Here is a 23505-nt window from a genome sequence, read left to right on the forward strand (position 1 = left end):
GCAAAAGCAGCCTGAACAATGATGACATAGAGAGTAAGAATGGATCACTCAGCAGCACTGAGCTGTGGATCAAATGCAGCAGCAGCGCGTGAACGGTGGGTCAGACGAAAATAAATATAACCAACCAACATCATGCCAGCGAATATCAAAGCCAGCAGCGGATTGTAATAAATCATCGCCACCAGACAAACAACCGCCAAAACTAATGCCAGTGCTGGCGCAAAGGGATAGAACGGCGCGGAGAATGGCCGAGTCAGGCGTGGCTCTGTCTGTCGCAGTTTGAATAATGACAACATTGAGATGATATACATCACGATGGCACCAAACACTGACATAGTGACAATATTTGCCGTCAGTGGCATGCCGCCAATAATAATCAACGAGTCAGAGAAAATAGCACCAATCCCGACAACACCACCGGCCAGAATAGCCAGGTGTGGAGTACGGAAACGGCGGTTTACTTTAGCCAGTGGCTTAGGTAAATAACCAGCACGGGCCAAGGCAAAAATCTGGCGGGAATAGCCCATAATGATGCCATGGAACGAGGCTATCAGACCAAATAGCCCAAGCCATACCAACATGTGTAACCAACCGCTATCGCTGCCAACGATAATTTTCATTGCCTGTGGTAGCGGATCATTAATATTAGATAACTGAGTCCAGTCACCCACCCCACCAGCAAATACCATCACACCTAATGCCAGCGCCACTAAGGTCAAAATACCACCAATGAAGGCGCGCGGAATGGTGCGTTGCGGCTCTTTGGCTTCTTCTGCGGCCATAGAAGCCCCCTCAATCGCCAAAAAGAACCAGATAGCAAAGGGAATCGCGGCAAAAATCCCCGATAAAGACCCGATACTGAAGGTATCCGCACCAGCCCAACCGCCTCTGACAAAGTTACTGATTTCAAAGCCCGGCGCAACCACGCCCATAAATACCAGCAACTCAAAAATGGCCAATATCGTGACCAACAGTTCAAAGGTTGCAGCAATACTGACACCCAGAATATTCAATGACATAAATATCAGATAGGCACCAACCGCCACCCACTTAGGGTCAACCGCGGGGAATTGAACATTAATATAAGCACCAATCGCCATAGCAATAGCGGGCGGGGCAAACACAAACTCAATCAAGGTCGCAAGGCCGGCAATAAAGCCACCCGTTGGGCCAAAAGCGCGGTGAGCGTAAGCAAATGGCCCTCCGGCATGAGGAATAGAGGTGGTTAATTCGGTAAAACTAAAAATAAATGCCGTATACATCGCAGCCACACCCAGAGCGGTAAACAAAAACCCTAAAGTCCCTGCTTGTGCCCACCCATAGCTCCAACCAAAATATTCGCCGGAAATCACCAACCCGACGGCAATACCCCATAATTGAAAACTACCCAATGTACGTTTTAATTCCGGTGCTTGTTTCGCCTGTGACATACCTTATCCCTATCAAAGAAATGTAATGGTAATAGTGCGGTCTAGGGGTAAAGCAATGTTTGTACCAAATGATAGATAGCCGCTGAACCACGGAAATACACGCACTTTGAGTAATGGGAAAAGGAGATATAACGGGAGATAGCACTGTATATGCGCTTTTCTCGCACTTTTTAGAGGCAAATGCACGAAGATGCAGCATCGTTAGAGCGCTGTGTTTCATTGCGCTGCGGAGAACCCACGTTACGGGGATTAGGTTAATAATACCGCCCCGCAATAACGGCAAAAGCACCTGAGTTACCGCAAAACCTGAGCCATAATACAAAAAAACCGCCAGCGGCGGGTTTTCACTTTGACTCATCGCCTGCTGGGTTGCTGACGCCAGAATGAGGGCGAACAGACTATATAATGATAAGAGACTAAGATTATATTTATGTTAGTTTATATTGCCTCTGAGTTTTCGCTTTCTGCTAATTAAATGGATCTTTTATCCTACTCGGGATCAGCCCAAACGTTGTAAGTGCCAAGGGAACTCACTATGACAGACTCCAGCCAGTCAGAATCAGTATCACGGGCAAAAGGAGATAATGTTTTCTTTGCAAAACAGACTTTACAGGCTATGGCCTTGCTGGTTGGGGCAACTATCATTATTGCTGCTGTTGGCATTTTCTACATCGCTTCGCAATTAAATGAACAAGCGATATCTCAAAGCCGTTTTCTGGTGGAAAAAGCGTGGAAAATGCGCCAAGACTCAATAAAAACCAGAATAAAAGACAATGCTTTCTGGGGTGATGCTTATGAACATTTGCATGTAACAGTCGATCCTGACTGGGCTTTTGTCAGCCAAAATCTGGGGCCATCACTGTATAACGACTTTAATTATGAGGGAGTGTTTGTCGTTGATGGGCAAGGAAAGACCCGGTATTCGGTTATCAATGGGCAACTAAAGAATATTAGCCTGCCCGATTGGCTCAACAAAGATATAACCCCGTTGATTGACGCAGCCCGAGCGCGAGCAGACAAACAATATATTGCAACTGAAACCATCGACATTGCCGGGCAACCGGGCATTGTTGCGGCGGCGGCATTAACTACTGGCGGTGATCCGCGCGTTAAATCAGTGGCGGGAGTACCTTCCGTTCTGGTGTTTATCGATTTACTGACACAAACAGAGCTGAATACCTTGGGCGAAGATTACGGTATTCATCAACTCCGAACGCCGCAAGATAAAAAAGATGCGGCATCCGACCCATCAGTCCTATTATCTGCCAGTGATAACAGCGCATTGACGCTGCACTGGGATCAGAATATGCCAGGCGCACAACTGCTCAACATATTACTCCCACTCCTGACGCTGGTGGCGTTGATCCTTGGACTGGCCGGTTGGTTAGTATTGCGGCGGGCGATGTCAGAGGCGCGGATCGCGGATGAAAACAAATCTGCATTAATCGCCAGCGAAGAGCGTTTTCGCCATGTAGCAGAAGCGGCTACCGACTGGTTATGGGAAACCGATGCCGATTTACGCATCACCTATCTGTCGCAACGGTTTTTGACTATTACTGGGTTAAGTGTGGAACACTGGCTGGGGCACAATCTTGATTCACTGTTAAATTGTGACATTATTCCGCTGCGCCCTTGGTTACAACACACTCATCTGACAGAATCGCGTAATGAACTGCAATGCACCTATTTATCCGCCAAAGGCGATAAACGCATTTGCCGTATTTATGCCAAACCTATTATCAAAAACAACGAAACCATTGGGTTCCGTGGCACCGCATCGGATATCACCCGTGAAATAGAAGCGCAAGAACGGATCCAACACCTCTCTCTGCATGATGCTTTAACTGGTTTACCCAACCGTCTGCGGATGAAAGAGTTTCTGGAAAATAAGTTACGCCATTTAGCTGCCGCACCGCATCCACTGGTGATCATCAATGTTGATCTGGATAAATTTAAGCCGGTTAATGACACATTTGGTCACGTTACCGGGGATCTGGTGCTGCACCAGGTATCTGAGCGCCTGAGAAGCTGTTTACGTGATAATGATCTGGTGGCGCGCCAGGGAGGAGATGAGTTCATTTTGATCATCACCGGCCTTTCGTCACGCAAAGAAATTGAACAGCTTTGTGCACGCGTTATCGCCCGAATCGAAAGTCCCTACGTGATAAATGATCAGGATATTTATATCGGTGCCAGCATTGGTATTGCACTGGCACCTCAAGACTCAATGCAAGCCGAAGAACTATTACGATTTGCAGATATTGCCATGTATGAAGCTAAAAACAGTGGCCGTAACCGTTGGAGCTTCTACTCCAGTGAAATGAATGAGCGCCTGATGCAACGCAGTGAACTAGAGCGTTTTTTACGTCAGGCCGTTAAGCACAACGAATTTAACCTTTATTACCAGCCACGCTACCGTATTGAGGGAACCCAACTGACAGGTGCTGAAGCCTTGGTGCGCTGGAACCACCCGATTCTGGGGCTGCTGATGCCGGATCAATTTATTGCGCTAGCCGAAGAGACGGGGCTTATCACCGCCATTAGCGACTGGACCATGTTACAAGCATGTCAGGATGCATCGACATGGCCCTCATCACTGATCGTTTCCGTCAATATTTCTGCGGTTGAATTCAGGAACCAGCGCCTGATCGAACGAGTGCGACAAGTCCTGCGACTCACCGGGCTACCGAGCCATCGACTGGAGTTGGAAATCACCGAGCGGATAATGATTGAAGATGCTGATGGTGCATATAAAACGATGACAGCATTAAAAACTCTGGGTGTACGCTTATCGATGGATGACTTTGGTACCGGCTATTCTTCACTTAATTATCTGCGCCGCTTCCCGTTCGATGGATTGAAAATTGATAAGAGCTTTATCGATGAATTGGCCGAGTCACATGAAGGCCAATCAATCGTGGAAGGGATCATTAACCTCGGCCATGCGCTGTCCATGACGGTGACCGCTGAGGGGGTAGAAACCACCGAACAGCTCAGGCAGTTACAAACCCTGAAGTGTGATGAAGTTCAGGGTTATTTCCTGGGTAAACCAATGAAACTGAATGATTTATCAATTCTTATCCGTAATACACATTACGACTAGCAACACGTTCAGTCGCTGGCGACGAGGCTGAACGGTAGCACTCTTTTTTAACCGATTGACCGTGGAGAGGCTAAAGCAGATCGCTTATTTTTAGTTGATAAAGGCCATCCAGAAAGGCGGGGATAAAGCTACCTGGGCCTGCTACCTGCTGAGATACCTGCCCGCCGACCTGTGACATCACTCGACAAGCCGTTGCCACATGATGTAAACGGTCACCTTCCAGTGCGCAAAATGCCGCAACCACGGCAGAAAGTGCACACCCCGTCCCCACCACCCGAGTCATCAGTTTATCGCCACCGGTCACGGCAAAATCACGCAGGCCGTCGGTGATATAATCCACCTCACCGGTAACCGCAACCACCGTCTGCACCTGTAGCGCCAATTGGCGAGCAGCAGGCAGTGCACTTACCGAGGAATCGACACTATCCACGCCACGCCCCATGGTCGCCAGACCACTTAATGCCATGATCTCCGAGGCATTACCCCGTATCGCGGCCGGTTTTAGTGATAATAATTGATGAGCAAAATCAGTGCGATAGGTAAGCCCACCGACCGCGACGGGGTCCAGCACCCAAGGAGTGGCAGATTGATTTGCCGCCTGGATTGCCGCCAACATGGATTCGGCCCGCGAGTGGTGTAACGTGCCGATATTGATAAGTAAACTGTTCGCTATGGTACTAAATTGTGCGGCCTCTTCAGCTTCAACCACCATGGCAGGAAAAGCCCCCAATGCCAGTAACACATTGGCAGTGAAGGACTGTACTACCTCGTTAGTCAGGCAATGGACTAATGGTGGCGTAGTTTGGAATTGCTGCAAGCAGGCCGCCGCCAGTGCATCAGGGAACGGGAGAGGAACGATTGAAAAGTCAGAGCGAATAGTATTCATGATATCCCCCACCAGCGAACAAGAAGGGGGACCGTTGTTTATGGACTCAACAACGATACCGCGACTTCCCTCCGCTGGTATAATCCAGATCAGGTAATACGGGTAAAATCTCAGCCATTACGCATTTAGCGGCAGGCACCCCGAGTCAACGAGCTTTATTATTAACACAATTAACGGTAATCAAACACTATTAGCCATAATCATCACTTATGGCATTTTGACGCAGCGGCAATCAGTGCTTGCCCTAGAGCCAGGCCACCATCACCGGCAGGCAGGCGCTGGGGCAGCAACAGTTGGAAATCATGCAATTGTGCGCTAAGTAACTCACGCAGTAACCGGTTATGTAGCACCCCACCTGAAAAGACAATAGTATCAATACGATAATACTGGGCCGCCTGCCGCGCCAAAGTAGCAAATCCCTGTGCCAGAGCAAAGTGGAACGCGTAGGCCCGCTCCGCCGGAGTGGCATCATAAGCCAACCATTGCTGCCAGAAAGTGGCTAAGTCCAGTTGGTTATCGCACAGTGGCATCGTCACCGGCGGAACTGAAACCGCACTTTGTCGCGCCAGTGCTTCCAACTGGCAGGCGGCTTCGCCCTCCCAGCTTATTGATAGCGGGGCAAGATTGAGTGCCGCCGCTACTGCATCAAATAAGCGCCCAGTGGAGGAGGCCAACGGCGCATTAATCCCCCGCTCAATCGCCCGCGCCAATACCCTTCCCTCCGGCTGAGGAATCGCCGCACTCTCAGGCAGATGTTGCCAATTGGGGACATAGCGCTGTAACTGAGCCAGCAGGTTGCGCCACGGTTGACGCGAGGCCAGATCGCCACCGGGTAGTGCCACCGCGGGTAAGCCACCAATGTATTCACAGCTCGTATAATCCACTCGCAGGCATTCACCGCCCCACAATTGACCATCAGCGCCATAACCCAGCCCATCCAGTGCCACACCAATCACTGCCCCACCCTCGCGAGGCCAGCCATGCTCTGCCAGACAAGCCACCAGATGTGCATGATGGTGTAGCACGTCAACACAAGGGATATTCCACTGTGCAGCCAGAGTTTTCCCTAATTGGTGGCTGACGTAGCCGGGATGAGCATCCACCACGACTGTCTGTGGTGTGAAATGGTAAATATCGCAAAACAGCGCCACTAACTGCTGCTGTTGCTGTGCGATATCGCAGTCTTCCAGATCCCCCAGATGTTGACTTAACACCGCATTACCATCACGTAGCAGGCAAAACGTGTTTTTCATATCCGCACCCAGCGCCAGAACTGCTGGCTGCTGGCTAAATCCCGGAGGTAACTCGAAAGCATCTGGCACATACCCTCTGGCCCGGCGTAGCATTTCAGCACCGCTGCCAGTGAGTCGCACTAATGAGTCATCGGCTCGCTGCACAATTTGCCGATCATGCAATAACCAGTGGTCAGCAATATCTCTCAGGGCACCAAGCGCCTGCTCATTACTCAACGCTGGGGGTTTACCACGGCCATTACCGGAGGTCATCACCAGAGGCCGCCCGACCTGTTGCAGCAGCAAATGTTGTAACGGATTGGCGGGTAGCATCACACCAATTTCAGGTAAGCCCGGTGCCAGCGCCACACACAGCGGGCTATCAGCCCGCGACGAAACCAACACAATCGGGGCCGCAGGGCTACGTAACACGCGTAATAACGCGGCGCTATCGTTACTTTGCACACAGCGTGATAACCAGTCGGCGTGCGGTAACATCACCGCCAGCGGCTTGGAAGGTCGCTGTTTGCGTTGCCGCAGACGGGCCACAGCGGCAGCATTAGTGGCATCTACCGCCAGATGGAATCCCCCCAACCCTTTGACAGCAACGATATCCCCTGCCAACAGAGCGGCTGCGGCTTGCTCTAGCGCCGCGAAGTTGTGCGCAATCGGCTGTCCCTCTCGCCCCGTTAGCCACAATTGCGGGCCACAATCGGCACAAGCATTGGGTTGGGCGTGAAAACGGCGATCGGCCGGATGGTCGTATTCTGCCTGACAGGCGGCACACAGCGGGAATTCGCGCATGGCGGTATATGGCCGGTCATAGGGCATGCGGTGGATAATAGTAAAACGCGGGCCACAATGGGTGCAGTTGATAAACGGGTAGCGGTAGCGGCGATTGGCAGGATGGTTCATTTCAGCCAAACAGGCGTCGCAGGTTGCAGCATCCGGTACAATTTGCGTATCCATCTGCCCGGCACCGCTGTGATGAATCACAAAATCCAGCGGCGGCTGCGCCCAATGGTAGGGTGAAGTGGTGACACTATCAATTTGCGCTAATGGCGGGCAATCTTGTGGCAATGCTTGTAAAAAATCCGCCACCGCCGGGGTTTGCCATAGGTGAATCGTCACGCCCGCGCTGTCGTTACTGACATCGCCCCTTAGCGCAAAGCGGTGGGCAAGCTGCCAGATATAAGGGCGGAACCCCACGCCTTGCACCTTGCCTTTTACCCGCAGGCAGAGGCCATTTTTATCCACAGAAACTCCTTCACAAGGCTGCCAGCAACCTGTTTTATAGCTCGGAGATTGCGGGGCGACTGCACCGATGGGCACTTCGACGGCTCACGCCGTTACGACCCATTCGGCACATTTCCCCACTTATCAACTGGTTAATCGCCTGTCACTTCAAGTGCGAATGGGTTCCCAAAAGTCATTGGAGTTGCGGGTAGGCAGCAAGTAAGCAAATCCCGATGAGCTGACATCAGTCAGTGATTCGGGTGAGCGAACGCAGCTAACACCCCTGCGGCTTCAAGGACGAATGGGCTCAGCAAATTCTCGGCAATGGCTCATCCAGAGGCAAATCCAATCTACGCGAAACACCATACGCACCGCATAAGCGTACTTGCTTATTCTCAGTCACCTGCCCGATAACGGCGGCATCCTGGCCGAGTGGATGGTTATGGAGCGCGGTTAATACCGATTCTTGTGCCTCTGGTGACACCACCAGCACCAGCTTACCTTCGTTGGCAAAGTTGAGTGCATCCAACCCCAGCAATTCGCAAATACCCCGCACTGCCTGTTTCAGGGGGAGATCTGACGCGTTGATCTCCATGCCGCAACCGCTGGCGGCCGCAAATTCATGTAAGATCGCCGTCACGCCGCCACGGGTAGCATCACGTAACGCCCGCACTCCGGGAATAGATCGCAGCGGAGCGATCAACGGTGCCAATAGTGCACAATCGCTCACCAGCTCTGCTTCCAGCCCCAACCCTTCACGCAGGTTCAGAATGGTCGCGCCATGATCACCTAAAGTGCCACTGACAACGATCCGATCACCAGCACGGATCATCGCGGTTCCCCAGTGAATATCTGCGGGGATCACTCCTATGCCGGTGGTATTAATAAAGATCTTATCCGCCGCGCCGCGCTGCACGACTTTGGTATCACCTGTAACTATCTGAATCCCTGCTTGCCGCGCGGTAGCCGCCATTGATTGCACAATGCGCGTGAGAACGTCCATCGGCAAACCTTCTTCCAGAATAAAACCGCAGGAGAGGTAGCGTGGTGTTGCGCCACTGACTGCCACATCATTTGCTGTGCCGCACACGGCCAACTTGCCAATATCGCCGCCGGGGAAAAAGATCGGATCAATAACATAGCTGTCGGTGGATACCGCCAGCCGATCGCCCTGTATGGTTAGATCCGCCAGCGCGATACGCGCCTGATCTTCCCGTTCATTCAGCGCCGGATTGGAAAATTCCGCCAGAAACAGTGATTCGATCAAGCTCTGCATTGCCCGACCACCGCTGCCGTGGGCCAGAGTAATCTCTTTCTTATTCATTTAGTTGTGACCTTATTAATAACCCAAAGTCATTGGAGTTGCAGGTAGGCGCTGCAAGCGAATGCAGCTCCCCCCAGCAGCTTCAAGTACCAAGGGTTATCGATACTGATAATAAGCGGCGCAGGCCCCTTCGGATGACACCATCAGTGCGCCAAAGGCATTGTCTGGCGTACATTCGCCGCCAAACAGTGGGCATTGATCAGGCTTGCAACGCCCAGTCAGCACATCCCCACAGCGAGATCGTGGAGAATCTGCCACCTGCTGCTGTTGCGGTTTGAAACGTAACTCGGCATCGAAAGCGATATAGTCAGGGCTGAGTTGTACGCCGGAATCCGCTATTTCACCCAAGCCACGCCATTCGCTGCTGGCTTTAGCAACAAAAACCTCTGTCAGTGCCTGTTGTGCCAGTAAGTTACCGCTGTCCGGCACAATGCGCCGATACTGGTTCTCTACCACACAACGCCCGCTGACCATCTGTTCAAGCAGCATTACCAGCCCCTGCAAGATATCCAGCGGCTCAAAACCGGTAACCACCAATGGCTTGTGGAATTGGTCGCAAATAAAGCCATACGGCGTGGTGCCAATCACCATACTGACATGACCTGGAGCCAGAAAAGCGTCGATACGCACATCCGGTTGTTGCAGCAAGCTACGCAAGGTAGGAATGATGGTGATGTGCTGGCAGAACACGGTGAAATTGGTCAACCCAAGCCGTTTGGCTTGTTGCAGGGTTAAGGCACTGGCAGGCATGGTGGTTTCAAAACCGAGGCCAAAAAACACCACCTGGCGATCAGGATTATGCTGTGCCAGCGTCAATGCATCCAACGGTGAATAGACCACGCGAATATCCGCGCCGCGCCGTTTAGCATCCAGCATCGAGCCATTGCGCCCCGGCACACGCATCGCATCACCGTAAGTGCAAAAAATCACCTCAGGGTGCGCGGCAATTTCCAAACAGCTATCAATGCGGCCCATCGGCAATACACACACTGGGCAGCCCGGTCCATGGACAAACTCCAACCCATCAGGCAGCAGTTGATCCAGACCGAACTTGAAGATCGCATGAGTGTGCCCACCGCAGACTTCCATAATTTGCAGTGGCAAGCGCTGTTGATCCGCGATCTGCGGCAATAACTGTTCGATCCGTTGCAATAATGCGCTCACTAATGCGGGATCACGAAACTCATCAACGTAACGCATCGCGTGCCTCGCTCACCGCGGTGGCATCCCAATCCAGTCCAACTGCCTGCATATGTTCCAGCGCGACCAGTGTCTGTTGCGCCTCTTCTTCGTCAAGCAAGCTCATGGCAAACCCGACATGCACTAATACCCACTGACCGAGCAATGCCGCCGGGGTATCGTCGCATATCAGTGCGATATTGATTTCACGCTTCACTCCGCTCACTTCCACCCATGCCAGTTGGTGAATGTCTTCACCCACCGCCACAATTTTGCCGGGAACGCCTATGCACATCGCTGTGTCTCCAGCCATTCCAGCCACAAATCCATCCCTTCGCCGCTGCTGGCAGACAGTGCAATCACCTGAATATCAGGATTCACCTGACGGGCATAGGCAATGCACTGTTCAATGTCAAAATCCAGATAGGGCAGCAGATCGATTTTATTGATAATCATCAGGGTGGAAGCTGCAAACATATGGGGGTATTTCAGCGGTTTATCTTCACCTTCAGTGACTGACAATACCGCTACTTTATGGCGTTCGCCCAGATCAAAGCTGGCCGGACACACCAAGTTGCCGACGTTTTCAATAAACAGCAGACTATCATCAGCCAGCGCTAAACGATGTGCTGCATCGTGCACCATTTGCGCATCCAGATGGCAGCCTTTACCGGTATTGACCTGAATCGCGGGCACGCCAGTGGCGCGAATACGTTCGGCATCATGGGTGGTTTGCTGATCACCTTCAATTACCGCGCAAGGCACTTGCCCAGCCAGCAGTTGCAAGGTTGAGGTCAACAACGTGGTTTTGCCAGAACCGGGGCTGGAAACCAAATTCAGCGCCAGAATATGTTGTTCGACAAAATGCTCACGATTATGGTGGGCTAAATGGTTATTTTTGCTCAGCACGTCTTGCTCGATTTGCAGCAAGCGGCGCTGGCCCATGCCCGGTGCGTGGCTGCCTGCCTCGCCCTGTCCGTAATGCAGCCCTTGTTGATCGGCATGCACTTGTGGCGCAAAGGGTTCAGCTTCCGGCTGCGCTGGCTGTGGTATCGCTACCGGTTCAGGCGTTTTACCGTGGTAGTGATGATGAACATCGCCCTGATGGTAATAATAGTGATGATGGACAATAACCGGCTGCGTGCCTTTGGCGACATATTTATGTTTATGCTGAGTCTGTTGCGGCTGGGCATCGTTGGGGTGGTCATGATGGTGATCATCGTGGTGCTGATCATGGTGGTGATGGTGGCCGTGACCATCATCATGATGGTCGTGAGCATGATGGTGACTGTCGTCGCCTTCGATCTTTGTTTCGCCGCTGGCGCAACCACAAGTCGTGCACATAGGAATTCACTCCTTCAGGATTATTCCACTTCTATCTGTTTTACCTGCAAACTGTCACCACTCTCCACTTGCAGAGCATGGCTGCCACAATGCGGGCACCCGGCATCGTGCCGTTCAATCTGAACACTGGCGCTACACTCCCAACACCAGGCTTGTGCGGGTAAATAATTGATATGCAATTGGCAATTAGCGGCCAATGTCTCACGGCTGGCGGCGTCAAAACTAAAACGCAATGCGCTCTCCTCAATACAAGAGAGCGCGCCAATCTCCAGCCATACCGCCGTTATTCGTTTGGCCCCGTTAAGCCTGGCCTGTGTTTCAATCAGGTCCAGCGTACTGAGGCATAAACTGATTTCATGCATGCTGATTCGTCATTTGACTAAACAACGCCCGCCGCCGTGGATTTACCGGTGCATCAGCATCGCTAATGGGCAGTGAAAGCACCATGCGAGCGCTCTGTTCTGCCAGAAGCAGCGCCTGTTCCGCTTGCAGCGTGGTGTCCAATGGCGACATCAGCGAGCGGCTCAGGTACTGGCCGCAACCGGCTATTTCGCCGAGCGTAAAACTGATGGTGCCACATGGCAGTGCCAGCATCAGGCGCTCACCCACCACCCGGCGCGGCCAGCTTTGCTGCGGCCCCGGTAATACCACTAAACTCAGCATCCACGGGGTCAATAACGCCCCCACCCATTGCTGCTCAAATAACTGAAAGCCACAGGCGCGTAGCGGAATGTGGTCACGGTAGAATGGCAAGCCGCGCATCTCATCTGCGGCAATCTGGCTAAAAACCTGCTCTAGCAAAGGTGCCGGGTTTTGTGTCAGCCCGATAATGCCAGCGTCATCAAGGAAGTCAGACATGGTCTTGCTCCCGCACGTTGAGCGTAATTCCGCTTAAACGCAATGCGGCCAGAATCTGCTCCAATGCTGGCTCCATCGCCTGTGTCACCGTTGGTGTCAGGCCAATTCCTGGCGCCAGAGATTCTGGCACCACGCCCACCAATGTCAGTCGGCGCGGGGATTCACCGGTCAGTTGCAGTGCCATCAGCACATCGCATAGCCCCAACTGATGGGGCGAGACTTTGCGGCTGAACATAGCCGGTATCTCTTTATCATGCAGCACCGCAACGCTGCCCGGAGGCTGGCCGGTGAATACCGCATCAGCAACAATCAAATGTTCGCGGTTTGCCATCGCTTCCATCAGTTCTAAACCTGCGGTACCGCCGTCCAACACCTCAACACCTGGGGGTATCTCAAAGCGTTGTTCCAATGCTTCAACCAGACGTACCCCCACCGCTTCATCGCTAAGTAATAAGTTACCTATACCTAATACCAAAATCCCCATCACAGCACCTTGACTTTGGTCACTTCGTTGCCCGTTGTATCAACAATATGTACGGCACAAGACATACACGGGTCGAATGAGTGAATGGTCCGCACCACTTCGAGCGGTTTGGCCGGATCAGCAACCGGCGTGCCCACCAGCGCTTGTTCATATGGCCCTGGCTCGTCATTGTAGTTACGCGGGCCGGCGTTCCAGGTGGAGGGCACCACCGCCTGATAGTTGGCGATTTTGCCGTCTTTGATGACCACCCAGTGCGACAACATGCCGCGTGGCGCTTCTTCAAAGCCAACACCGCGAATTTCGCCAGTTAACGGAATATTCGGTTTGATAAAGGTTTCTACGTCGCCGGTACCGATATTGGTCACCAGCGCCGTCCATTGCTGAGCCAGCGTTTCATGCAGCACGCAACAATGCACCGCGCGGCCAATGATGCGGCCCAGCGTCGATGGCAGTTGATCTTGCGTGATAGCCTGCCCGCTCAATTTCTGATAGGCCGCGCCAATATCGCTGAAATGCTGTTTAGTCGGCGCGTGGTCAGCCGCCAGACCGCACATCAACCATGCCAGCGGCCCAACTTCTACCGTTTTGCCATAGAAAGTCGGCGCTTTTACCCACGAGTATTTGCCATCTTCCTGCCAGCCGGTGTAGTTCGGGTTGGTTTTGCCCTCCCACGGTGCCAGCGGTTCGTCATCCTGATACCAGGCATGTTTGCCGCTCTCGGCAATACCTTTGATCAGATAAGGATCGTTATGATTGGCAATCGGCCGGAAGGTGCCCTTATCCAGATAGCCACCCGGCAGCAGGAAAGTCTCCCCTTTGCGATCGGTCGGTAGCTCCGGCACGCTGAGATAGTAATCGGCCCCTTTGCCCAGATTGAGCCAGCCTGGATAGTGGGCAGCGATCACCGCCGTGTCCACCTTATAAACTTGCTCGATAAAACTGCCCAGTCGGTCGATGAAGGATTTCACCAACATCAAGCGCTCCAGATTAAGCACACTTGGCATATCCAGATTGATTGGATTGGCAACACCCCCCACCGCCAGATTCTGAATGTGCGGTGTTTTGCCCCCCAATACCGCCACAATGCGGTTGGCATCACGTTGGCATTCCAATGCTTGCAAATAGTGCGCTACCGCAATCAGGTTCACTTCTGGTGGCAACGCCATTGCCGGATGGCCCCAATAGCCGTTGGCAAAAATGCCTAACTGCCCGCTGGCCACCAGATCTTTGATTTTCTGTTGTACGCGGCTGAACTCTTCCGCGCTGTTAAGTGGCCAGCTCGATAAGCCACTCAACATGGCTGCCGCTTTCTGTGGCGAGGCTTGCAGCGCGGAGGTGACATCCACCCAATCCAGTGCGGACAGTTGGTAGAAGTGCACGATATGGTCATGGATGCTGTGCGCGGCCAGAATCAAATTGCGGATATGTTGCGCATTGACCGGGACTTCCATCCCCAGCGCATTTTCCACGGCGCGTACCGAGGCGATAGCGTGGATGGTGGTACATACGCCGCAAATACGCTGCACAATCATCCAGGCATCGCGGGGATCATTGCCTTGTAAAATCTCTTCCATGCCACGCCACATGGTGCCGGAGGACCAGGCTTTAATGACCTTGCCGTCCTCAATTTCGCAGTCGATCCGCAGGTGTCCCTCAATGCGGGTAACGGGATCAATGGTGATGCGTTGGCTCATGCTTTACCTCTGTCTGATTATTCTTATGTAATTGCCCGTGAGCAGGCAGCACCGGCAATAGCCGAATCAATAAAATGTAGGCGCAGACCTCAATGGCGACGAAGCCAATTGAGATCAGGATTTCACTGGTGGTTGGGAAGTAGTTGTAGCCACCGCCGGGGTTAAAGGCCAGTAGCGAGTAGTTGAGCCGCCATAGCGCCGCGCCCGCAATCATGCACAACGCGCCGATAAACAGTAAGCGGCTGTCTTCTCTGGCCCGCCGGATACGGAAGATGATGAGCGGCAAAGTCATCAGTACGATTTCAGCCCAAAAGGCGATAGCGTAGCGGTCGAAATGCAGCAGATAATCTATTTTGTGCCGCACTACCACTTCACCCAAGCGCAGCAAGACAAATAGCAGCAGGAATAGGTCGATAATGGTGGTCAGCCGGCTAAACAGCGGTGCTTCATTGGCACCTCGCCCACGCAATCCGGCCTGCACCAAAGAGCCTTCAAAGATGACGATAGAGAAGCCCAGAATGGCGGCGGTGAGCAATGAAAATAGCGGTAACATTTCATAGCTTTGCCACAACGGATGGATCTTCGCACCTGCGGCAATCATCAATGAACCCATTGAGGACTGATGCATAGTCGGCAGCAGCGCACCCAGTGCGATGACGAAAAACATCACTTTGTTCAGCCGCTTGAGCGAAACTTTCCAACCGAGGCGTTCAAACAGTGCGGGGGCAAATTCCAGCGCCATTACACCGATATAAATGGTCATACAGACGGCGGTTTCGAATAACACCGAATTGACGTTAAAGTAGCCGGGAATAAAGAAATAAGGCAGGTTCCAGTAACGGCCAACATCAATGGTGATCGACAATCCCCCCAGCGCATAACCAAATAAACTGGCTAACAGCGCCGGGCGCACCAGCGGGTGATATTCACCCCGGTTAAAGACATAAACCGCCCAGGCCAACGCCCAGCCGCCGCAGGCCAGGCCGGTACCCACCAGTAAGTCGAAGGCGATCCAGATCCCCCATGGGAAGCCGCCGTTCAAATCACTGACTGAACCCAGCCCAAGCACCAAACGTTTAACTATCAGCAGCGCGCATAACACCACAAAAGGCGCTAACAGCATGACCGGCCAACTGACCAGCCGCCCACCCAGTGGACTGGATTTATGCATCGTCATCTGGACCGTCCTTTTTATCGTGCGTGTCGGCATCACTGTCTTTGCGCTCATCGCGGGTATTGCGATGCACCAGCGCCGTCACACCGGCCAGTACCGCCAGCGGCAGGATCATGCCTTTGTACAGGGTGTGCTGAACATGCTCCGAACGCGCACCGGTTGCCAGTTCTGCCAACGGTGGCAAATCAAGTTTCTCGGTTGGAATGCCCGCCAGCACCAACACTTGCGTACCACCGCCCTCTTTTTCGCCGTAGACATGCGGATCATAATGAGCAACCGGATGCTCGTAGGTGTCGTTGGCACTGAGTGTCTGCCGCGGGAAACGGTAGTTCTCACCCGGTGTTAACGTCAGCCGCCGTTTGGCTTCTGACAGCAACGCTTCACGGGTACCAAATATCACCGCACCAGTCGGACACACCTCAACACAACCGGGTAAGCCGCCTTTATCGAGCCGCTCCACCCCTTTCTGATTACACAACTCACATTTATGGATCTTGCCAAAGGGGTTATCGTAATCGTATTTCGGCACATTGAACGGGCAGCCGACCATGCAGTAGCGACAGCCGGTACAGATATTCGGGTCATAGTGGACAATGCCAGTTTTGGCATCTTTGCGCAGTGCACTGACCGGGCAGACGGAAACACAGTTGGGATCAACACAGTGCATGCACTGTTTTTTGATATAGGCGTAACCATCTTCCAACTGATCTTTATGGATACCCGCACCACTGGTCCACACCTGAATAATGTTGTTGGTATAGGGGCTAAGTTTGTCGTTGTTTGACCAGATAGCATCACCACCGGTGTAGGTTTCACCGTGCGCGGCAAACTCGCTGTGATTAATCTGTTGGCACTTGCTGACACATGCCTGACAACCGACGCATAGCGTCGAGTCGTACAACATGCCAAGCGCGCCGGGGATCGGTGGCCGATTTTGTACCTCAGCTTTACTGCTGGGGGACAGCCCCGCCAGCAAGACACCGCCTGAGGCTAATTTGAAAAAGTGACGTCGGTTCACGGCTATTCCTCCCGCGATGAGTGATCGTCATCTTTACGGCGCTGTTTCTGTTGCCGCCCCAGTTCACGCACCGTCATCAGGCTGACACCGGCGACCAATCCCACCACCCCACCCAGCAACGCCGTGGCAGTGGTGGAAACTTTGCCGCCTTCTGCATTGTGTATCAGCGGTTTTTCTGCGCGTGGTGTTGGGTTTTCGACATTGGCTAATTGAGCAATGCTTTTGGTAAAACCAATCCCCTCTTCGTTACAGCCGTAGCACGGGTGACCAATGCCAACCGGCCAGATGCCACCGCCAACATCGCAGAATTCCAGGGTCGGGCAGTTGCCGTAGGTTTCCGGCCCCTTGCAACCAAGGTGATAGAGACACCAGCCCTGACGATGCCCTTCATCGCCAAACTGGCGGGCAAAGCGACCGGCATCAAAGTGCGGGCGGCGCTCACAGTTTTCGTGGATCAGGCGGCCATAGGCAAAGGTTGGGCGGTTCTTGGCATCCAACGCGGGAGGGCGGCCAAAGGTAATGATATGAGCGACGGTTGCCAGGAAGTTATGCGGATTCGGCGGGCAGCCAGGAATATTAATGACGGTTTTCCCCGGTAGCGCCGCTTGCAAGCTGACCGCACCAGTCGGATTGCCGCCAGTGGCTGGCACGCCACCCCAGGCAGAACAGGAGCCGATAGCAATAATGGCTGCCGCATGCTCCGCCGCTTCGCGGATATGCTCGACAATAGGTTTGCCTGCCACCATGCAGTAAATCCCACCATCTTTCAGTGGGATAGAACCATCCACTACCAGTACGTACTTCCCTTTGTACTGTTCAATAGCGCGATGCTTATTCTCTTCCGCCTGCTCACCAAATGCTGCCGACAGCACTTCGTGATACTCCATTGAGATAACACTGAGCAGCAAATTCTCAAGGGTGGGATGAGTTGAACGCAACAGTGATTCAGTACAGCCAGTGCACTCCTGAGCACCAATCCAGATGACCGGTGGCCGTTGTGGTGAACCGACTGTATTAGCAATTTCTGCGGCAGCCTTACTGCTGAGACCCATGGTGGCAGCCAGCGCTGCACAAAGCTTCATAAAATCACGACGGTTAACGCCATGCTGGGAAAGCATGTTTTTTCCCCTGTCATTATTATTATATTGTTCACATACCCGACACTAATGATGGGTATATCCCTATAAAAAGTACGGCCTAGTGTTAATAGTTTGTAACTCTAAGAATTTAATAAAGTTGATCTTTATCAATGGAAATTGAATGAGTCAGGAAGGGATTAATATCTGTGAACTAAAACCGTTTCAGCAAAATATTTCATTTGCCAGAAAATAAAAAGTCTGTCAGGAAGATATGCGGTAGATGCAGATGGCATTCAATATCATTAACCCAAAAGAGTGGATTAACGCAATAACTTTAATTATATATTACTTACTTTAGTTATTTAAAGGGAAATGAAAATTCTATCTAACTTAAAGATGAAACGCAGCAATTACCGATTTTAAGTGAATTTAATGGGTAATCAGATTGTATTTTGTCATTGAAAACGTTGAATTAACACATTTAGAAATACTGTTAAAAAGCACAAAACCCTTGCAGGCCGTGACTCTTGAGGATGTTCGCCACCAACGGTAAAAATCTGTACGAAAAACAATCTTTAGGTCGCCATGTTGCTATCAATTATTAACTAAAACTGCTTTTTTTAACATTTCATCAGATCGTTCTTCTACCTAAAAAGTGTTAACCGTTAACCTCTTTCTGAGCATTTTATAAAAAATGAAACCCGTCAGTTCTACGGATATAAATCATACCAGGTGAACAGTTATTAATTTAACGTTATTCCTAATTCGAATTGTTAAATCCGTCAGAGAATAGGATTCTTATCAATTACATTCAGATCAAGAATGCTAAAGGCCAATTTTGCCATTTTTAACGATAAACCTTAATGTTAAAAAATGGATCGTGGCGATGGCGGTGATAGCGAATACTTGCCAGAGATATAACCCGCCAGCAGTGTATTGAGTGATAAATTGCACTTTATACCGAGTTAAGTATGTTTCAATTGCCATGATTTCACTTTCGTCGGCAAATCATCAGTCAGAGAGGAGATAACATGCTCTCTGATCGGGGATCCGCCACCCTGTAAAATTTGAGTTAACTCTACTTTTTATCTATGAATCAATTAGTCAGCAAATAAGTCGTGCTATGATTATTTTACCGGTCGATATTTAATCGGTTATCAGCTAGCAACTTCAAGCAGGAAGGGATGACCCAAACTCATTGGAGTTGCAGCCAGGCAGCTAGCACTGCTGCAACTTCAAGTAGGAAGGGGCATTATGATAAAACCACTCATTGCAGTAACCTTCGCCATTGCCACTCTCAGTGGTTGCGCCAATAACAATACCCTTTCGGGCGATACTTTTAGCAGTTCTCAGGCCGGCCAGGCCCAAACCGTGACTTATGGAACCTTGGTGTCTGTTCGTCCGGTCACTATTCAGGGGGGAGATGGGAATAACGTTGCAGGTGCTATAGGTGGGGCTGTTGTAGGTGGTTTTTTGGGTAATACCATTGGCGGCGGTACTGGTCGCCGTCTCGGTACCGCCGCAGGCGCGGTTGCCGGTGGCGTTGTGGGGCAACAAGTCCAGAGTATGATGAATCGCAGTAGTGGTGTGGAACTGGAAGTGCGCCGTGATAATGGCACCACCTTCCTGGTGGTTCAGGCTCAGGGGGTTACCCAATTCCAGCCGGGGCAGCGGGTTACCATTGCAACCCATGGGAATACCGTCACTATCACACCACGCTAGATTTTGCCGCCCGAACTCAGCGTGCTGGTATGGCAACTTAAGTTAAGCCATCGTGTTAAAAAGCACCGCCCAGTCCTGAAGGTTCGAGGGTAGACTGGGCGGTGAAAAGATGAACATAACTATCCGGCTTTCTTCGCTGCCGGTTTCACTACATTCTCTCCGTGGTTGCCAAAGAATTGATACAAGGTGTCCGAAGCGGTTTTGGTTAAGACCATAATTTCAATACGGCGGTTTTTCGCCGCAAGGGGTTCAGCAGGGTCCAGTAACATCTGGTCCGCCATCGCATTGATTTGCAATACCCGCCCCTCACTTAACCCACCTTTTACCAACGCTTTATGGGCCATCAACGCTCGCTCACCCGACAGATTCCAGTTGTTGTACAACACCTGATCACGGTAGCGGGAAGCATCGGTATGGCCGGTAATAATGATTTTATTGTCCATCTCATTAAATGCCGGTGCCAACTCAGCCAGTAAACGGTTGAAGAACGGCGTTAGTACTGCGCTGCTGCGCTGGAACATATCGCGCTGCTTATCATCCTGAATCAAAATACGCAGCCCTTGTGGCACCACTTCCATTTGCAAGTTGGATTGCGCATCGTAAGCGGAAGTAATTTGCATAATGATGCGTGATAACTCTTCCATTTCTTTACGTGATTTATCCACCACCTCCTCCAGAGATTGCTCCGGTTCCGGCACTTCGACTGCCAGATTACTTTTAGTCTCTTTTGCTTGCTCCTTGCCATCAATGCTGTCAGAGAACTTGCCGCCGCCACTTTTACTTTTAGAGGGAATTGAAATAAAAGATTGCTGCGAAAAGATGGTTTGCCCATTCAGTTGCGCCACAATTTCTTGCCGCTCCTCTTCTGATACCACCCCAACAATCAACTTTGTGGTAGTGACCAAGGGTGCTGAGCGAATTTCTGAAGTATCGGCCCGCTTTACGTTGGACGCACTGCCGGGTAAACAGATGGCGATTGATGCCGACCTTAATGCCGGGTTAATCAATCAGGAGCAAGCGCGCTTGCGCCGTAAAGAAGTAGCCAGTGAAGCTGACTTCTACGGTGCGATGGATGGAGCATCCAAGTTTGTTCGCGGTGACGCCATCGCCGGTATTATGATTCTGGTGATCAACGTGATCGGCGGTATCTGTATCGGCATCTTTAAATACGATCTCAGTGCCAGCCAGTCGTTTCAACAATATGTATTGTTAACCATTGGTGACGGTCTGGTCGCACAAATTCCGTCCCTGTTATTAGCAACCGCGGCGGCAATTATTGTCACTCGAGTGAGTGATGGCGGTGACATGACTGATGAAATTAAAGATCAGTTGTTGGCAAAACCGACCATCTTGTATGCTGCGGCATTCGTGATGTTCATACTCGCCATTGTGCCGGGGATGCCCCATCTTGCCTTTCTCAGCTTCACTGGATTACTCCTGTTCGCCGCTTGGCAGCAAAGTAAAAAAATTCAGCAAGCGGATGCTGAGCCCGATCTTACAATCCTCGACCACGCCATTTCTGAAGATAATGCCCTGAACCTCAACTGGGAAAATATTCCAATAGTGGAGCCTATCGGCCTGAATTTGGGCTATAAGCTGGTCACACTGGTCGATGAATCAAAAGGCCGACCGCTGATTCAGCGGCTGCGTGGGGTGCGGCAAATCATCTCTGAAACCTGCGGAATTCTATTACCGGAAGTCAAAGTACGGGAAAACTTCCGCTTAAAACCGTCCCAATACACCATCAATATTAATGGTGTCAAAGTCGCCGGTGGTGATGTTTATATTGATAGACTGATGGCGATTCCAACATCGGAACAATACGGCGAGGTTGATGGGGTACTGGCAATCGATCCGACTTACGGCCTGGCCGTGGTATGGGTAGCGCCAGAAGATAAACCCACGGCACTAAACTTCGGCTATCAGGTGGTGGATTGTGCCAGTGTGGTCGCAACCCATGTGAATAAAGTGGTACGAGACCATTTATCTGAACTGTTTAATTATGATGATATAACCCAATTACACCAACGGCTTGAGTCATTGTCACCACGTTTGGCTGAGGATTTGGCTGCTGGATTGAATTTTAGCCAATTGCTGAAAGTGTATCGCCAGCTATTAACTGAAAATGTGTCGCTGAAAGATATTGTCACCATCGCCACCACCTTAGTAGAAAGTGCCACTATCACCAAAGACTCGCTGCTCCTCACCTCTGATGTGCGTTACGCATTACGTACCGGGATCGTCAATGGTATCAATGGCGATGACAAAAACCTGGCGGTTTATACCATTAATAACGAATTAGAGAACATGCTGCTTGGCTCGTTGAATCAGGCGCAACAAGCGGGGAAAGTGGTATTGGATAACTTCCCAGTCGACCCAAATATCCTGACCCAGTTGCAGCAGAATATGCCGATCATTAAGGAACAGATGAAAGCAGAGAATCACCAACCTATTTTATTGGTAACGCCGCAATTGCGGCCATTAATTGCACGTTATGCACGGCTCTTCTGCAATGGGTTGAATGTGTTGTCTTATAACGAAGTGCCTGATGATATGGCGCTGAATGTGATTGGTACCTTAGAGTAACAGTAGGGTGAGCCTCAAGGATGAGGCTCATTAATTCTTACCATTTCAAATGATTAGTTATCCATAAAGGTTTGCTGCCATTCAACAATCGTTTTGGGTCTTTTATCTTTATCTTCAGGCACATTCGTAAAATAGTGAACCCGCAGCGTGCCATTTTTTTCAGGCGCAACATACGCGGCCCACATCAAACCAGCACGGGTATACATAATGATTGATGCACGCTTATTGGCTGCACCTCGCACCCAGGTGGATAATACTTTTGCCCCGCGGTTATCCCGGTCATTGCTATAGATATAGACGTTGGCTGAGGCGACAAACTGGGCATAATGGTCGCCGACTAACTCACGGAAAAGTTTATCGTTCTTGGTATCAGTAAAAATACCGACCGAGAGTAAGCTCGGAGTCTCACGCGGATCTTTTTCAGCCCGAATATACTGCCCGTCAATAAAGACATCTTTAGGCATCGAAATTCGGCAACCCCAACTGCCATTGCTGTGCACCTGAATTGAACCATCTTTTATCGGGATCAGTAATAACCGGCAGCTTGCTGTATTTTCAATAAGATCAACAACCGCCAACCCTTCAATTTTACGCGCTTCAGCTCTAAAATTACCGGTATTCTCACCGGACCAGGCGCGGCTATCGATACTAAATCCCCACTCAGCAACCCGGGTTATTTTGATAACACCCCCCCGGTCATTCCCTTTGGTGATATTCCACCACTGCCCGTTCCAATCAAAATTTTTGTCAATATCAGACATTGAGGCAATGCCCTGAAAATAGGCGCGCTGAATACAGCTATCACTGGTACAACTGTTAAGGGATTTCTCCCATATTTGTCGTTGCTGATACACTGTTTCTGTATCATATTTAACCAGCATGGACTGATAGATATCGCTAAATGTCTGATCCAGCCAGTGTAAATCTTCGTCACCGCATACGGTGTATTCAACCGGTGTCGCTGCACGCTGGCAGTTAATGGCAAAAGATGACGATGAAATAATCATCGCCAGTAAAAACAAAATGCCGCGAAAGTAAGCAATTCTCATTGTTTAACCCGATAAAAACATGAATTTTTTATTATTGAAAGCTAATAACAACCTAGCTCACTATATCGTTTTTGTGACTAAATATCTAAAACTGGTAATAGAAAACC

At 51.0% G+C, this 23505-nt stretch carries 17 protein-coding genes, 2 pseudogenes and 1 riboswitch; of the genes and pseudogenes, 3 read left to right on the forward strand and 16 right to left on the reverse strand.

The annotated features are described in order from the left end of the window. Positions 1–44: 44 nt before the first annotated feature. Positions 45–1430, reverse strand: coding sequence for an ethanolamine permease (gene eat / locus A6J67_RS23000; protein WP_042569081.1), 1386 nt, complete (start codon positions 1428–1430; stop codon positions 45–47). Positions 1431–1965: 535 nt separating this feature from the next. Here eat and A6J67_RS23005 point away from each other — a divergent pair. Further along, the gene (locus A6J67_RS23005; RefSeq protein ID WP_050296938.1) at positions 1966–4533 is read left to right on the forward strand and encodes an EAL domain-containing protein; all 2568 of its coding nucleotides are present in this window, start codon (positions 1966–1968) and stop codon (positions 4531–4533) included. 70 nt (positions 4534–4603) lie between these two features. Here the strand turns inward: A6J67_RS23005 and thiM are convergent, their stop codons facing one another. The 13 genes and pseudogenes from thiM to hybO form a co-directional block, all read right to left on the reverse strand. Continuing rightward, positions 4604–5419 (reverse strand): hydroxyethylthiazole kinase, encoded by an 816-nt coding sequence (thiM, locus tag A6J67_RS23010; RefSeq protein WP_042569079.1) that lies wholly within the window; start codon positions 5417–5419, stop codon positions 4604–4606. Positions 5420–5468: 49 nt separating this feature from the next. Next, positions 5469–5572: riboswitch (TPP riboswitch) on the reverse strand. Between the two features lie 50 nt (positions 5573–5622). Further along, positions 5623–7908 carry a carbamoyltransferase HypF gene (gene hypF / locus A6J67_RS23015; RefSeq protein WP_050296937.1) on the reverse strand — a complete coding sequence of 762 codons (2286 nt, stop codon included), beginning with the start codon at positions 7906–7908 and terminating at the stop codon, positions 5623–5625. A 286-nt stretch (positions 7909–8194) separates the two neighbouring features. Then, positions 8195–9211, reverse strand: a complete 1017-nt coding sequence (hypE, locus tag A6J67_RS23020) for a hydrogenase expression/formation protein HypE (protein ID WP_050288733.1) — start codon at positions 9209–9211, stop codon at positions 8195–8197. 96 nt (positions 9212–9307) lie between these two features. Next, positions 9308–10411, reverse strand: coding sequence for a hydrogenase formation protein HypD (hypD, locus tag A6J67_RS23025; protein WP_032906912.1), 1104 nt, complete (start codon positions 10409–10411; stop codon positions 9308–9310). Beyond that, positions 10398–10685: a hydrogenase maturation factor HybG gene (hybG, locus tag A6J67_RS23030; protein WP_042569076.1), complete on the reverse strand. Its 288-nt coding sequence runs from the start codon at positions 10683–10685 to the stop codon at positions 10398–10400. The genes hypD and hybG overlap by 14 nt, the downstream gene beginning before the upstream one ends. Further along, on the reverse strand, positions 10676–11734 hold the full coding sequence (gene hypB, locus A6J67_RS23035) for a hydrogenase nickel incorporation protein HypB (protein ID WP_050296936.1): 1059 nt from the start codon (positions 11732–11734) through the stop codon (positions 10676–10678). The genes hybG and hypB overlap by 10 nt, the downstream gene beginning before the upstream one ends. Positions 11735–11754: 20 nt before the next feature. Beyond that, the gene (hypA, locus tag A6J67_RS23040) at positions 11755–12096 is read right to left on the reverse strand and encodes a hydrogenase maturation nickel metallochaperone HypA (RefSeq protein WP_032906916.1); all 342 of its coding nucleotides are present in this window, start codon (positions 12094–12096) and stop codon (positions 11755–11757) included. Then, the gene (hybE, locus tag A6J67_RS23045; protein ID WP_032906918.1) at positions 12089–12592 is read right to left on the reverse strand and encodes a hydrogenase-2 assembly chaperone; all 504 of its coding nucleotides are present in this window, start codon (positions 12590–12592) and stop codon (positions 12089–12091) included. Before hybE ends, hypA begins: the two co-directional genes overlap by 8 nt. Next, a complete protein-coding gene (locus A6J67_RS23050) occupies positions 12585–13076 on the reverse strand; it encodes a HyaD/HybD family hydrogenase maturation endopeptidase (RefSeq protein WP_042569074.1) in 492 nt (163 codons plus the stop codon). Before A6J67_RS23050 ends, hybE begins: the two co-directional genes overlap by 8 nt. After that, entirely contained in the window at positions 13076–14770 is a 1695-nt protein-coding gene (gene hybC, locus A6J67_RS23055; RefSeq protein WP_032906922.1) for a hydrogenase 2 large subunit, read from the reverse strand. The genes A6J67_RS23050 and hybC overlap by 1 nt, the downstream gene beginning before the upstream one ends. Then, the gene (gene hybB, locus A6J67_RS23060; protein ID WP_050296935.1) at positions 14748–15947 is read right to left on the reverse strand and encodes a Ni/Fe-hydrogenase cytochrome b subunit; all 1200 of its coding nucleotides are present in this window, start codon (positions 15945–15947) and stop codon (positions 14748–14750) included. The genes hybC and hybB overlap by 23 nt, the downstream gene beginning before the upstream one ends. Further along, the gene (gene hybA, locus A6J67_RS23065; RefSeq protein WP_050296934.1) at positions 15934–16962 is read right to left on the reverse strand and encodes a hydrogenase 2 operon protein HybA; all 1029 of its coding nucleotides are present in this window, start codon (positions 16960–16962) and stop codon (positions 15934–15936) included. Before hybA ends, hybB begins: the two co-directional genes overlap by 14 nt. Positions 16963–16964: 2 nt before the next feature. Beyond that, positions 16965–18097: pseudogene (gene hybO / locus A6J67_RS23070) on the reverse strand (hydrogenase 2 small subunit). A 1198-nt stretch (positions 18098–19295) separates the two neighbouring features. Here hybO and A6J67_RS23075 point away from each other — a divergent pair. Continuing rightward, a complete protein-coding gene (locus A6J67_RS23075; protein ID WP_005188115.1) occupies positions 19296–19763 on the forward strand; it encodes a glycine zipper 2TM domain-containing protein in 468 nt (155 codons plus the stop codon). Between the two features lie 119 nt (positions 19764–19882). Here the strand turns inward: A6J67_RS23075 and lafU are convergent, their stop codons facing one another. Beyond that, positions 19883–20683 (reverse strand): putative lateral flagellar export/assembly protein LafU, encoded by an 801-nt coding sequence (lafU, locus tag A6J67_RS23080; protein WP_313770027.1) that lies wholly within the window; start codon positions 20681–20683, stop codon positions 19883–19885. On the opposite strand from lafU, the pseudogene A6J67_RS23085 reads away from it, so the two are divergent. Further along, positions 20646–22349 (forward strand): annotated as a pseudogene (locus A6J67_RS23085) (flagellar biosynthesis protein FlhA); the annotation flags it as partial. The gene lafU and the pseudogene A6J67_RS23085 overlap by 38 nt on opposite strands. Positions 22350–22402: 53 nt before the next feature. Here the strand turns inward: A6J67_RS23085 and A6J67_RS23090 are convergent. Next, a complete protein-coding gene (locus A6J67_RS23090; protein WP_050296933.1) occupies positions 22403–23398 on the reverse strand; it encodes a lysozyme inhibitor LprI family protein in 996 nt (331 codons plus the stop codon). Between the last annotated feature and the right edge of the window lie 107 nt (positions 23399–23505).

Origin of the sequence: Yersinia sp. FDAARGOS_228, assembly GCF_002073315.2 — a bacterium.
GTDB classification, from domain to species: domain Bacteria; phylum Pseudomonadota; class Gammaproteobacteria; order Enterobacterales; family Enterobacteriaceae; genus Yersinia; species Yersinia intermedia.